This window comes from Geothermobacter hydrogeniphilus, from assembly GCF_002898515.1.
Classification (GTDB): domain Bacteria; phylum Desulfobacterota; class Desulfuromonadia; order Desulfuromonadales; family Geothermobacteraceae; genus Geothermobacter_A.
Map to the genome: position 1 here is coordinate 1 of NZ_PPFX01000048.1, position 12,854 is coordinate 12,854.

14 protein-coding genes are annotated in these 12,854 nt (G+C 61.4%); 3 read left to right on the top strand and 11 right to left on the bottom strand.

Annotated elements, in window-relative coordinates; genetic code table 11:
* From C2E25_RS15450 to C2E25_RS15460, 3 genes are all read right to left on the bottom strand, one after another.
* Nucleotides 1-649, bottom strand: a 649-nt coding sequence (locus C2E25_RS15450; RefSeq protein WP_199177449.1) for a TraI domain-containing protein, incomplete at its 3' end; no start/stop codon positions are given.
* Nucleotides 624-1,847 (bottom strand): Arm DNA-binding domain-containing protein, encoded by a 1,224-nt coding sequence (locus C2E25_RS18015; RefSeq protein WP_103116624.1) that lies wholly within the window; start codon nucleotides 1,845-1,847, stop codon nucleotides 624-626. The genes C2E25_RS18015 and C2E25_RS15450, both read right to left, overlap by 26 nt.
* On the bottom strand, nucleotides 1,840-2,079 hold the full coding sequence (locus tag C2E25_RS15460; protein ID WP_103116625.1) for a hypothetical protein: 240 nt from the start codon (nucleotides 2,077-2,079) through the stop codon (nucleotides 1,840-1,842). The genes C2E25_RS18015 and C2E25_RS15460 overlap by 8 nt, the downstream gene beginning before the upstream one ends.
* 207 nt (nucleotides 2,080-2,286) lie before the next feature.
* On the opposite strand from C2E25_RS15460, the gene C2E25_RS15465 reads away from it, so the two are divergent.
* The 3 genes from C2E25_RS15465 (at nucleotide 2,287) to C2E25_RS15475 (ending at nucleotide 3,760) form a co-directional block, all read left to right on the top strand.
* The gene (locus tag C2E25_RS15465; RefSeq protein WP_103116626.1) at nucleotides 2,287-2,508 is read left to right on the top strand and encodes a helix-turn-helix domain-containing protein; all 222 of its coding nucleotides are present in this window, start codon (nucleotides 2,287-2,289) and stop codon (nucleotides 2,506-2,508) included.
* A gap of 200 nt (nucleotides 2,509-2,708) precedes the next feature.
* Nucleotides 2,709-3,440 carry an AzlC family ABC transporter permease gene (locus C2E25_RS15470; RefSeq protein ID WP_103116627.1) on the top strand — a complete coding sequence of 244 codons (732 nt, stop codon included), beginning with the start codon at nucleotides 2,709-2,711 and terminating at the stop codon, nucleotides 3,438-3,440.
* On the top strand, nucleotides 3,437-3,760 hold the full coding sequence (locus C2E25_RS15475) for an AzlD domain-containing protein (protein ID WP_103116628.1): 324 nt from the start codon (nucleotides 3,437-3,439) through the stop codon (nucleotides 3,758-3,760). The genes C2E25_RS15470 and C2E25_RS15475 overlap by 4 nt, the downstream gene beginning before the upstream one ends.
* Before the next feature lie 35 nt (nucleotides 3,761-3,795).
* Here the strand turns inward: C2E25_RS15475 and C2E25_RS15480 are convergent, their stop codons facing one another.
* The 8 genes from C2E25_RS15480 to cbiE form a co-directional block, all read right to left on the bottom strand.
* Nucleotides 3,796-4,698 carry a lysophospholipid acyltransferase family protein gene (locus C2E25_RS15480; protein WP_103116629.1) on the bottom strand — a complete coding sequence of 301 codons (903 nt, stop codon included), beginning with the start codon at nucleotides 4,696-4,698 and terminating at the stop codon, nucleotides 3,796-3,798.
* Between the two features lie 25 nt (nucleotides 4,699-4,723).
* A complete protein-coding gene (locus C2E25_RS15485; RefSeq protein ID WP_103116630.1) occupies nucleotides 4,724-5,101 on the bottom strand; it encodes a DUF423 domain-containing protein in 378 nt (125 codons plus the stop codon).
* Entirely contained in the window at nucleotides 5,098-6,189 is a 1,092-nt protein-coding gene (cobD, locus tag C2E25_RS15490) for a threonine-phosphate decarboxylase CobD (protein ID WP_103116631.1), read from the bottom strand. Before cobD ends, C2E25_RS15485 begins: the two co-directional genes overlap by 4 nt.
* Nucleotides 6,174-7,112 (bottom strand): adenosylcobinamide-phosphate synthase CbiB, encoded by a 939-nt coding sequence (gene cbiB / locus C2E25_RS15495; RefSeq protein ID WP_103116632.1) that lies wholly within the window; start codon nucleotides 7,110-7,112, stop codon nucleotides 6,174-6,176. Before cbiB ends, cobD begins: the two co-directional genes overlap by 16 nt.
* Nucleotides 7,109-9,424, bottom strand: coding sequence for a cobyric acid synthase (locus tag C2E25_RS15500; RefSeq protein WP_103116633.1), 2,316 nt, complete (start codon nucleotides 9,422-9,424; stop codon nucleotides 7,109-7,111). The genes cbiB and C2E25_RS15500 overlap by 4 nt, the downstream gene beginning before the upstream one ends.
* 194 nt (nucleotides 9,425-9,618) lie before the next feature.
* The gene (locus C2E25_RS15505) at nucleotides 9,619-10,686 is read right to left on the bottom strand and encodes a cobalt-precorrin 5A hydrolase (RefSeq protein ID WP_103116634.1); all 1,068 of its coding nucleotides are present in this window, start codon (nucleotides 10,684-10,686) and stop codon (nucleotides 9,619-9,621) included.
* A 108-nt stretch (nucleotides 10,687-10,794) separates the two neighbouring features.
* A complete protein-coding gene (cobM, locus tag C2E25_RS15510; RefSeq protein ID WP_103116635.1) occupies nucleotides 10,795-11,583 on the bottom strand; it encodes a precorrin-4 C(11)-methyltransferase in 789 nt (262 codons plus the stop codon).
* A 32-nt stretch (nucleotides 11,584-11,615) separates the two neighbouring features.
* Nucleotides 11,616-12,827 (bottom strand): precorrin-6y C5,15-methyltransferase (decarboxylating) subunit CbiE, encoded by a 1,212-nt coding sequence (gene cbiE / locus C2E25_RS15515; RefSeq protein WP_103116636.1) that lies wholly within the window; start codon nucleotides 12,825-12,827, stop codon nucleotides 11,616-11,618.
* Nucleotides 12,828-12,854 lie beyond the last annotated feature (27 nt).

Genomic DNA, 12,854 nt, shown 5'->3' on the forward strand with positions numbered 1-12,854 from the left:
GATCGACCGTCCGGCCGAGGCTGGTGCGCTGCATCTCGCGGGTCAGGGTCAGCACCTTGCCGATATCGTGGAACAGGGCCGCCACCATGCCCAGCTCCAGCTGTTCACGGGAGAACTGCCGGAAATGGGAGACCAGCTGCACACATTCCAGGCTGTGTTGAAGCAGTCCACTGGGGTGGTTATGATGATGCTTCAAACTCGCAGGGACCGAGACAAACAAGAAAGCAAGGCTGTCATCACCCAGAACATTCAGAACGAACTGCCGCAGGGCCGGAATGCTCAATCGAGCCACCCAGGCATCGAGATAGAAAAGGCGCCAAGGGGTGGGACAGAAACTCTCGGGGATCAAACGTACCACGTCCCCAAGGCGATCATGAACGGTTTCGATATGGTTGACATCCATGGCGACACCATCCCGGCGCCGACGCAGGGTCCCGGTCACATTGACACAGGCCAGGTCACTGGGAAACCCTTTCTGACTCGCCTCGAAATTCCAGCCATAAGCCGGAATCCGCCCGCTCATGTCCTCCAGTTCCATAGCGAGGTAAGTACGCCCCTGACGGGTCGTTCGCCATTCAGGGTTCCGCAGGCGGTACAGCCCCTGAACCAACCCCCTGCCCCGTTCAACAAGCTCTCGAATCTGTTGCATCGTCATCCCCTTTCATGGCCGAAATCATCAATCGCTCAAAAGCCGATCCGTCTTTCCGGGTCAGGTTGGGCACGAATCGCGAGTAGACCGTGAACAGCATATGCGTCGTGGCATGTCCCATCTGCCTGGCGATCCACTCAGGATTCTCACCGGCCCCGAGCCAGAGAGTTGCTGCCGTATGCCTTGTCTGGTAAGGGGTTCTCCGTTCAAGGCCAAGCCTTGCCAGAGTCGGATACCAGACCCGTTTGGTAATGTCCCGGTGTCGCAACGGATTGCCCTTCCGATTGCAGAAAACAAAACGATTCGCCTTTCCCGTAGCCTGGAACTGATTCTTGAGAGCTTCGAAAACCGGGGTCGACATCCAGACCTCCCGCACCGACCCCGGCGTTTTTGTAATATCCAGGACACCGTCAACGATGGTCTCGCGAACCAGAATCAACCGGTTGTCGAAGTCGACATATTTCCATTGCAGTCCATCGATTTCCCCTGTTCTCAACCCCGTAAAGAACCTGACCGTATAGTAGTCACGAAAATCGGCCCTCACGTTTGCCAGAAAGAGCTTGACCTCATCGAGCGAGAATGGATGAACATCGCTTCTTGGAACCTTGAGAGCCTTGATGTTTACTGCCGGGTTGGGGAACCCGAACCGTTCACTCGCTTCGCTCAAAATCATTTTCAACGGTGTCATGATGTGGTTGATCCGCACGGGCGAAAGCACCTTGCCATCAGGCTGTTCTCTGCCAAGCCAGCTCCTGAATTTCAGGATCATGCTCCGGTCGATCTCATTGATCTGATATTTGCCAAACCGGGGATAAAGATGGATCTCCATCGTTCGCAGCATCATTTTCCGATACGACCGCCGCCAGCGAATTTCGTTTTCCTCATACCAGGTCAAAGCGAATGTTTTGAAATTCGGGATCTCTCTGCCTTGCTGCCCTGCCGGAGAGTTGCCCAGAACCGTCCTGCGCTTGTCAACTGCGGGATCATCACGAAAAACTTCGACCCGCGGGGAACCCGGGAAAAAATCGGCATATTTGAAGGTCCCCAGTTTTATGGACTGCTCGATACGGGCGAGGATCGGCTCCAGCTTCCTGCGATTGCCGGGTGTATCAGGAAGTGTTGTCTGTTCCCGGCAACGAACGCCCTGGTAGCGGAAATCGAAAAAGAGCAGACCATTCCTCTGCCTGAGGCTACCCATGACAAACCCTGCCGTTCGCCATGGGGATCGCCAGTCCTTCTTCCATGGATGCCTTCACCATGTCCCGTTCGATCGCTTCCCAGATGTAATAGACTCTCCGCCGACCGAAAAACCGGATGTAGTGAACGCCCTCAATAAAAACGGAGTCTTTCAGGCTGGTCCGGATATAGCGTGCGTCGTAACAGAGTTTCTCGGCCAACTGCTCGGTGGTGAGGTAGGTTTTCTGTTCCATGGCGACCTCCTTTGTTGACTGTGGATCTTTGCTTTTGATTATATTTCAAAAAACCGAGCGGTCAAGACTTTTTTTGATTTATTTTCAAAAAAAAATTCCATACTGCCATTTTTTTGACTTGAAATAAAAAACAAGGCGAGAGAGACATCATTTTGATGACAGGGGCGCCGACATACGATACATTGAGCAAAATGGAGGGAGGCCGCGATGCTGAAAATTCACCTGAAACGCCTGATTGCTGACAAGGAAACGGCGGAAGGCCGACGGATAAGTCTCAGTGAAATATCGGCAGCCACCGGTATTCACATCTCTACCCTGTCACGCCTTGCCAACCACCGTTCAACGGATACAACAACAGCGAATCTCGAAAAGCTGTGCCGTTATTTCAAATGTTCCGTGGCAGATCTGGTCGAATACGTTGAGGATTGATGGAATCGATATTTGAAAGGTGCCCAAGTTGACCAGGCGGCAATTCATGAGGAAGGAAGAAACTGACGGGCACCGCGTGGGCACCAGATGGGCACAGGCACGAAAATGACAGCTTGGAATTTTTCGGAAAAAGGCTCCACTCCAAAGTGAGCCGCCGCTACCCGCAACCCGGATAAAGCCTTTTAATTCTTGCAACTTACATGACATCCACCCAGTACAACCAAACCCACGAAGGCCGTTCCGGAGTTCTCCGCGACGGACTCAATGCCGCCTGGCCGATCTGCCTCGGTTATTTTCCCATCGGCATGGCACTCGGCGTCCTCGGTCAGCAGGCCGGACTCGGACCGGCCTGGATCGGTCTGATGTCGGTGCTGGTGTTTGCCGGCAGCGCCCAGTTCATCGCCGTGGCGATGCTTGACGGCGGCGCCTCGGCGACAGCCATCATCCTCACCACCCTGGTGGTCAATTTCCGGCATTTCCTGATGAGCAGCGCCCTCGCCATCCCGCTGCGCGGCGTCAGGCGCGGTTTTCTCATCCTCTTCGCCTACGGCATCACCGACGAGAGTTTCGGCGTCAACATGACCCGCTTCCGCGCGGGAAACTGGGATCGCTGGCGGGCGCTGGTGGTCCACCATGCCGCCAACAGCACCTGGATCCTGGCGACCATCCTCGGCAGCCTGGTCGGCAGTCTGATTCCACCCGGCGCCTTCGGCATCGATTTCGCTCTGCCGGGGATGTTCATCGCCCTGCTGGTGCTGCAGCTGCACGGTCGGGCCTATGTCTTTACGGGGATACTGGCGGCCGGGCTGGCCGTGATCTGGAAACTGCTGATTCCGGGAGATTCCTACATCGTCGGGGCGGCCATACTGGCGGCGACCGGCGGCTACCTGGTGCGACGCCGGGTCCGACGACAGAGGGAGGCGAAAGGATGAGCTTTTCAGCCTACCTGCTGTTGCTGCTCGGCATGGGAGCGGTCACCTACCTGCCGCGGCTGCTGCCTCTGCTGCTGCTTTCCCAGCGGCAACTGCCGCGCTGGCTGGTGGACTGGCTGGAGTTGATCCCGGTCGCCATTCTCGCCGCCCTGCTGGCCCCGTCACTGCTGATCGACAGTCACAGCAACAGCTTTAACCTGTTGCGACCGGAATTCTGGGTGGCCGTTCCGACCTTCCTGTTCGCCATCCGCAGCAGATCTCTCGGCGGCACCGTGCTGGTCGGCATGGGGCTGTTCTGGCTGGCGGAAAAATTGCTCTGATTCAGGCTGACCTGAGTCAGTGAGTTCACTCAAGGTTATCGATCCCCTTCGGCCGCGCACGCCTCGGCGGCCCGCCGTCCTTTGCTGTCAACCTGATCCAGGTCCTTTTCACGCCACCGGTTGTGCAACCAGAACCATTGCTCCGGATAACGGCGGATATGGGTTTCGATGAGACGATTCAGCTCTTTCGTCTCGGCCACTTCGTCACCCGTCTGCACCAGCTCGGGCAGATAATGAATGCGCTCCTGTCCGGCCGCATCGATACCGGTGAAAACGGGCACGATGGCGGCGCCGCTGGCCTTCGCCAACAGGGAGACCACGGGCACGGCGGAAACAGGGGCGCCGAAAAAGGGTACCCAGATCCCCATGTGGGGGGCGACCCGCTGATCAATCAAGAGGCCAAGATCATTCCCCTGACGCAGGGCCTTGAGCATCGCCCGCACACCCCGGCTTTTCTCCAGCACGGTAAAACCGCCCCGCTGACGGAGTTCCCGCAGGAAACGGTCGGCGCCCCGCTGATCGAGGCTGCGGCCGACAACCTGCAGGGGATGCCCGCTGTGCCGGCGTTGCAGACGGGCCAATTTTTCCCAATTGCCGAGGTGAGCCGTGATCAGGATCACCCGACCACAACGTTTACGGGCTTCGAGGTAGGATTCAAAACCTTCCACGACAACCTTGTCAGCATCGTGTCCGGGATCACTGCAGGCAAGCCGCAGAATCGCCACCAGATTGCGTCCGAGAAAGCGGAAAACCGCACCGGAGAGTGCTTCATCCAGCCCCGCCAAGCGGAGGTTCGCGCGACAGAGGGCCATCCGCTTCGGAACCAGCCTTCCGGCCAGGGAACCGAGCAGTTCTCCCAGCCGCAGACTCCAGCTTTCGGGAAACAGGTAGAGCAGACGGGCAAGGGACCGAAGACTGTAGTAGACGACTGTATCCATTATTAATTTCGATCGTTCCGCAGGTTCAGGACTGCAGCACGGCCCAGGCGAGCATCGCCCAGCCGAGCAGGAAACTAACCCCGCCGAACGGGGTTACCGCTCCGAGGGGCTTGCCCCCCGACAGGGCCAGTATATAGAGGCTGCCGGAAAAAAGCAGGATGCCCAGCAGGAAACACCAGCCGGACCAGCGAATGCCCGTGCCGGTCATCCCGCCCTGCAGGAGAATTGCCACCAACACGAGGACCAGGGCATGGATCTGCTGGTAGTGAACCGCCTTGTTCCAGACATCCATCAGGTGCGGCGTCAACCTGCCCTCCAGGCCGTGCGCGCCGAAGGCGCCAAGGGCTACGCCGAGAAACCCGTTAAGCGCGCCGAGCAACAAGAACCCCTGCCAAAGTTTCATTCTTCCCTCCCGTGGTTGTCAAGCAGGCGCTGTAGCCCGGCAACGAGTCGGCGGTTTTCCTCGGGACGACGCACCGCCAGCCGCAGGACATCCCCGCCGAGGCCGTCAAAATTGCCGCAATCCCTCACCAGTATCCCCTGCCGCCGGAGCCCGGCGGCAATATCGAAGGCGCTGCTCCCGCCTGCCCGCAGGCGCACCAGCAGGTAATTGGCCGCCCCCGGATAGACCTCCAGACCGAGACGGGACAGTTCCTCGCCCATCTCGTCGCGCCAGGCAGCGATCGCCGCAATCGAGGCGCGGACAAAATCGTCTTCATCCAGGCAGGCCAACGCGGCCGCCAGCGCCGGGGTCGACAGGGTCCAGGGCTCCTTGCCACCCAGCAATCGCGCGATCCCGTCGGCCGGTCCGGCCAGATAGCCGACCCGCAGCCCCGGAATAGCATAGAACTTGGTCATCGACCGCAGCACATAAAGGTTGGATCGTTCCACGACCTGATCGATAAGCGACTCCCCGGGAACGAAGTCGATGAACGCTTCATCAACCAGAACCGGCAGATCTTCCGGCAGCAGATCAAGGGTTGCCAGCAGATCCCGACGCCTGATCAGGCCGCCGGTCGGGTTGCCCGGGTTGGCGAAAACAAGCAGTTCACAGTCCCCCACCGCCCGCGGCAGGTCCGTTGTCGGAAAGGGTTCTCCCGGCAGCCACGGCAGCCGTTCGACTTCACAATCGACCTGATCGAGGGCACGCAGATATTCGCTGAAGGCGGGCACGATCTGCAGGGCCCGCCGCGGTCTGAAGACCCGCGGCCAGAGATAGAGCAGCTCGGTCGACCCGGCCCCGGGAAGCAGACAGTCTTCCGGCAGGCGGTGATGCCGGGCAAGAGCGGTCCGCAGTGAGTCGGCCGCCAGTTCGGGGTAGAACTGGCAACTCGACAAGGCCTGTCGCGCCGCGGCAAGAACCGTTTCCGGAGGACCGAGGGGATTGATCGAAGCGGAAAAATCGAGGATCTGCTCCGGATCACAACCCAGCTCGGCGGCAGCGGCAAAGACGTCGCCGCCATGGGCAGCCTGGTTCAGTAAAGGGGCCATACCACCACCATACCAAGAATCAGCCCGAGCAGGGCCGTCAGATACATCAGCCGGATGGTCGCCCGGTAGCAGCCGATATCGATCCGCCGGTCGGCATCGCCGAGGGTCGGTTTCTGTACGGTTTCGCCGAAATAGGTCGCCGGACCACCGAGCCGTACACCGAGAGCGCCGGCTACGGCGGATTCGGGGAAACCGGCATTGGGGCTGCTGGTTTTCCGCGCGTCGCACAACATGGTGGTCAAAGCCGCCCAGGGATTGAGTCCGAGAGGAAAGCTGGCGAGGACCATCAACAGCCCGGTCAGCCGCGCCGGAACCAGGTTGAGCAGATCGTCGAGACGGGCCGAGGCCCAGCCCATCTCCCGGTAACGGTCGTCGGTGTAACCAACCATGGAGTCAAGCGTCGAGGCCGCCTTGTACATCATTGCCGCCACCGGACCGCCGAGAAAAAGGTAAAAGAGCGGGCCGATCACGCCGTCCGAGGTATTTTCCGCGACCGTCTCGATACAGGCGCGCAGGATCTGCTCTTCATCGAGCTGATTGGTTTCACGACCGACGATCAGTGACAGGGCGCGCCGCGCCTCGGAAATCCGTCCCTGCTCCAGATAGCGTACCACCTGTCGACTTTCAAGATGCAGCGACCGCAGCGCCAGGGTCGTGTAACCGAGCCAGACGGTCACCGCCAGCCCGATCAGGGGGTGAAGCAGACCAGCCAGGCGAATGACCGCCCAGGTCACCAGACCGGTCACCAGCACAGTCATGAGAGCCAGCAGGCATCCCGCCAGACGCCGATGATCGATCAGGGAGGCAAGGACCGTCTCAACCCGCTTGATGAACCGGCCGATGCCGATGACCGGATGCGGCCAGCCGTGCGGGTCTCCCAGCAGCAGGTCAAGGAGGAAAGATGCGGGAATCGTCCAGATCATGAAACCGGAATCCTTTCCAGCCCACACAGGCGGCACAGCCGCTTCAGGTCGAGATGGGCGGCGAGATGATCGGCCAACCGGTCCAGTTCGCTGTCGAGACGCTGCCGCGCGGACGGACCGGCAGGAAACGACCTGCCGGAAGCCAGAGGGGCCAGAACCGCGTGCAGGACGCGTTGATCGTCGAACAGACCGTGCAGGTAACTGCCCCAGACCCGGCCGTCGGCGGAAACAGCCCCGTCAAGCCGGGCACTGTCATCACCGGAACGGGACACCAGGCGCAGCAACGGTCGGCAGAGGATTCCGCGACTCGACGCACCGGCATGAATTTCGTAGCCCCGCACCCGATCAAAACCGGTGAAACCGGCAGCGGCCGCCGCCGGCAGGAATTCCGCTTCAACCCGGTGCGTCTGTTTCTCGGTCTGCAGGGTGGTCTCGATATCGAGCAATCCGAGCCCCGGTGCTTCGCCGGGAGGACCTTCAACCCCCTGCGGATCACGTACCCGCTCGCCGAGCATCTGCAGGCCGCCGCAGATACCGATCAGGCGTCCGCCTTCGGCGTGGTAGGTGAGAATCGCCTCGGCCAGTCCCTGTTGCCGCAACCAGTCAAGATCGGCGAGCGTGCTCTTGGTCCCGGGCAGAATCAGCAGGTCGAGACCGGCGATCTGCTCCGGCCGTTCGACGTAGCACAGGCTGACACCGGCGACCGCCTCGAAGGGAGCAAAATCAGTAAAATTGGAGATGCGCGGCAGCTGCACCACGCCGATTCTGATTCCGGAGTCGAAACCATCCCCCGGTCGCTCCAGCGCCAGCGAATCCTCCTCCGGAAGCTGTAGACGCAACCAGGGGATGACTCCCAGCACCGGCACCCCGGTACGACATTCGATCTCGTCGATACCGGACTTCAGCAGCCCGACGTCACCACGGAACTTGTTGATCACCACCCCGGCAATCAGCTCACGCTCCTCTTCCGTCAGCAGTTGCAGGGTCCCGAGGATAGCCGCAAAAACCCCGCCGCGATCGATGTCGGCCACCAGCACGACCTTGGCTCCGGCCATCCGCGCCGCCGCCAGGTTGGTGATATCCTGCCCGCGCAGGTTGATCTCGGCAATGCTGCCGGCACCTTCCATCACCACCAGGCCGACCTGCCGCGCCAGGCGCCGATAGGAGTCACAGACCGCCCGCCAGGCGTTCTCCCTGAAAGCGTGGTACTCCCGCACCGACATGTTGCCGACCGGACGTCCCTGGACAATGACCTGGGCGCCGGTTTCGGAATTGGGTTTGAGCAGCACCGGGTTCATGTCAACCGTCGGCTCGACGCGGCAGGCCGCCGCCTGCAGCGCCTGGGCCCGGCCGATCTCGCCGCCGTCGGCACAGACCGCCGAGTTGTTGGCCATGTTCTGCGCCTTGAACGGCGCCACCGTCAGCCCCCGGCGCGCCAACAGGCGACAGAACCCGGCGGCAATAACGCTCTTGCCGACATCGGAGCCGGTACCGGCAACAAACAAGGCGGGCGTCGGGCTTCCTCCGCCGGACACAGGGGTTTCCTCTGACCTCCCGCCTCTGGCCTCCCGCCTGAGGCGATAGCCTCGCGGCGTCACCATCCGCCCCCGCCGGTCAACGAAGGTCGCGGGATTGCCGATAATCACCAGTGAAAACATGTCGATGGTTTCATCGGTAAAAGAAGCGAGGTCGCTGACCGTCACCACCTCACCCTCACGGCAGGCATTACGGACGATGCCGACCGGGGTGGCGGGATCGCGGTGCCTGAGCAGGATCTGTCGCGCCTGCTCGATCTGGCCGGCCCGACCGCGGCTCTTTGGATTGTAGAGGGCGATGACAAAATCGGTGCCGGCGGCCGCTTCCAGCCGCCGAACGATGGCCGACCAGTCGGTCAGCAGGTCGGAGAGGGAGATGACGGCGAAATCGTGCATCAGCGGCGCCCCGAGCCGGGCCGCGGCCGCCTGCACCGCGGAGACCCCGGGCACGATCTCGATCTCGACCTGTTCCGGTCCCTCGGCCTGCTGCAACTCCAGAACCAGCCCGGCCATACCGTAGATACCGGCATCGCCGGAGCAAACCAGCGCCACCGTCGCCCCGTCCGCCGCCCGCCTGAGCGCCTCGCGACAACGCTCGGTCTCCTGGCGCATGCCGGTGGAAAAGGTCTCCTTGCCGGCAACCAGATCGGGGATCAGTTCCAGGTAGGTGTTGTAGCCGGTGACAACCTCAGCCCGTTCGAGCGCCGCCCGCGCCGCCGGGGTCATGTGTTCGCTGTCACCGGGTCCGAGCCCGACGATGTAGAGTTTGTTGGTCATAAAAATCGATTTCCTACCACGGAGACACGGAGAAAAGCTAAATCTAAATTGGACGCTGATTAACGCTGAAAAGGCATGATTAAACCCATAAAGACTGGGGTTAGGATCTTAAATCAGCGTAAATCAGATTTTATCAGCGGCCGATTGCCTTCGAGGTTCTTTATTCCCCCCTGGGCCTCCGTGGTGATTTATTTTCAGGCATTGATCTCCGCCACCGCCACGGTCACGTTGCCGTTTTTCTTCTTTTTCACCAGCAGTCTGCCGCCTCTGGCGGCGAGGATGGCGGCCGGTTCACAGACCCCCCTGGCGCCGACCGCCTGCAGGGCGTATTCAGAGGGCTCGCTCGGAACGGCGACGACGTTGAGCTGCTCCTTGCTGAAAAATTTCAGCGTCACCCCGAACCGCGCCGCGGCATCGAGCAGACCGCCTTCATCCTGCTTGGCGTCGATGCTGGCCAGGCAGGAAATGCTCCCCGGAGAGAGGAAGGCCTTTTCCATCTCGTCGCGGACAGCCGTTTCGATTTCATCAGCGTCAGTGCCCCGGTTGCAGCCGACACCCACCGCGTAACAGCGCGGCCGCAGCACCAGCAGGTTTTTCCGCCGGTCCAGATGCGGCAGATGACGACTGGTAACAAAAACCAGCCCCTCGGCCGGCGACTGCAAGGCCGAAGCGAAACTGCGGGTGATGTCAACCCCGGGGACGACACTGAACTCGCCGCTGATCCGTTGCTGCGGATCGACCAGAACAATGTGCCCGGCCCGTAGCAGCAGTCCGTTGAGCAGCTTGAGCCGTTCAATCGGTTCGACCTTCAAGTCCAGTCGGCGGGCCACCGTGTCCCAGGCCGGCAGGTGGTTGACGTCGGTGGCCGTGGTGATCACCGCCTGACCGTCGAGAATATCGGCCACCTCCTGCGCCAGTTCGTTGGCTCCGCCGAGGTGGCCGGAGAGTAGGCTGATGGCGAAACGCCCGGCCTCGTCGACCACCACCACCGCCGGGTCGTGCTGCTTGCCTCGCAGCTGCGGCGCCAGCAGCCGCACCACGATGCCGCTAGCCATGATGCACACCAGGCCGTCGACACGAGCGAACAGCTCCGCCAGCACCGACGCGAGCGGGCACTCGAAGTAACTGGCCGGCTCTTCGCTACGCAGCTTCTCCGGCAGCCACAGCTCGGCACCTTCGGCCTCGGCACCTTCGGCCTCGGCCTGCAGCCGGCGGGCAAGTGCGGCGCCGCCAGGGGTTATGGCGATGATGGCAAGAGTCATGATTTTTTGAAAATCGGCGAAGGGCGAAAGGCCAAGGGAAATGCCCTCCGCTTTAGCCTTTAGCCCTTGGCCTTTAGCCCTTGGCCTTTAGCCTTTAGCCCTTGGCCCTTAGCCGCCTTTGGGCTCCCTATATCCATGCGCGAAATCGGCATCATAGAGCTTCGATTTCTTTTCCACTCCCCGCTCCCGGGCGCCGAGTGCTTCGCCAACCAGGATCAGCGCCTGGCGGCGGATACCGGCTTCGGCAATCTTGCCCGTGATATCGGCCAGGGTGCCGCTGACAATCTTTTCATCCGGCCAGCTGGCGCGGTAGACCACGGCGGTCGGGGTCCGGGTGGTGAAAACGCCTCCGGCCAGCAGTGCGTCCACCACCTTGTCCATCATCCCCACCGAGAGGTAGAGGCAGAGGGTGCCGCCGTTGGCGGCCAGGCGGGAGAGTTTCTCCGCTTCCGGCACCGGGGTGCGGCCCGCGGTCCGGGAGAGGACCAGGGTCTGCGAGACCTCGGGCAGGGTCAGTTCCTGCCTCAGGGCAGCGGCAGCGGCAAAGGCGGCGGTTACGCCGGGAATGACGGCGTAATCGAGGCCTACAGTATCGAGCAGTTCCATCTGCTCCTGGATCGCCCCGTAGAGGGCCGGATCGCCGGTATGCAGACGGACCACCCGCTTGCCGGCCCGGGCCCCGGCAACGAGCAGGGCGTGGGTCTGCTGCAGGTTCAGCGGCGCGCTGTCATGGATCGCGCAGCCTTCAGGACACTCGGAGAGCAAGATCGGGTTGACCAGCGAACCGGCATGGACCACGACCTCGGCCCGCCGCAGGGCGTTGAGACCCTTGACAGTGATCAGCTCGGGGTCCCCGGGACCGGCACCGACGAAGAGGATGGGATGACATTCGGACATGATTCATGAATCCTGCCGCCGCAGGGCCGGGACTACTGCTTAACCGCTGCCAGGATGTAGACCGGATTGTAGGCCTCGAACATCTTGTAGGCGGTCAGCGGCCGGGTGCGGGCGACGTTGATTGTGGTCACCTCGACCTCGTAACCGGCGTTGGCGAAAAACTCATTGGCCGCGGTCAGGGTATCGAGAGTGATGGCGTTGAGAACGATGCGTCCGTCGGCCGGCAGGCGCCGGTCGGCGATGGTGAGAATGTCCCACAGGTGACCGCCGCTGCCGCCGATAAAAACCCGGTCAGGATCGGGCAGATCGTCGAGACAGCCGGGGGCGTCCCCCTCCACCAGGTTGACGTTGCGGGTATGAAACTTCTGCAGGTTCTGCTTGATGAAGTCACGGCACTCGGGGTTGCGCTCAACGGCGAAGATCCGGCCGTTGGGCAGCAGGTGGTCGGCCTCGATACTTATCGAACCGGAACCGGCACCGATATCCCAGAGGGTCATGTCCTGGCGCAGGCGCAGCTTGGCGAGGGTGACGACCCGCACCTCCTCCTTGGTGATCAGCTTTTTAACGGTCGCGAACTCATCATCCGGGATCCCGAGCCAGGAACCGCGGTCCTTGATCTCCCCTTCGAACTGCTTGACCAGGATCAGCACGTTCAGCGGTGCCGCGTCGATATCGAGCAGGCCGCGCACGTCGGTTTCGACGATGCGCTCATCGGCACAACCGAGATTCTCGCACAACCAAACAGCGTAGCCTTCGCGGCCGCGATCAATCAACTCGCGGGCAATGGCAGCCGGATTGTTGATCTCATCGGTCAGCAGCGCCGCCTTGTCATTGGCGACGATCCGATCAACCGCCGGTGCCAGCGGGCGGCCATGGGTGGAGAGAAAGACCGCGTCATCCCAAGGCTGGCGGATCTTGGCGAAAGCGTACTGGATGGAGGAGACGTTGGGCACGAACTCGAACTCCTCCTCCGGCAGGTTGCGCAGCAGGTAACGACCGATGCCGAAAAAGAGCGGATCCCCCGAAGCAAGCACCACCGGCCGGCCTCTGCGGGTTCGCAAACGTTCGACCATTTCCGGAAGGTTGCTGTCAATAACAAGCTTTTCCCCCTTGAACTCAGGAAAAAGATTCAGCTGACGCTCCCCGCCGATCAGCAGATCAGCCGCCTCGATCAGGTCCAGGGCATGGCGACTGAAGCCTTCCTGCCCGGCAACCCCCGCGCCCACCACGTAGATTTTGTTCATGCTGCCCTCACTGGAAAAAGTCCGAAA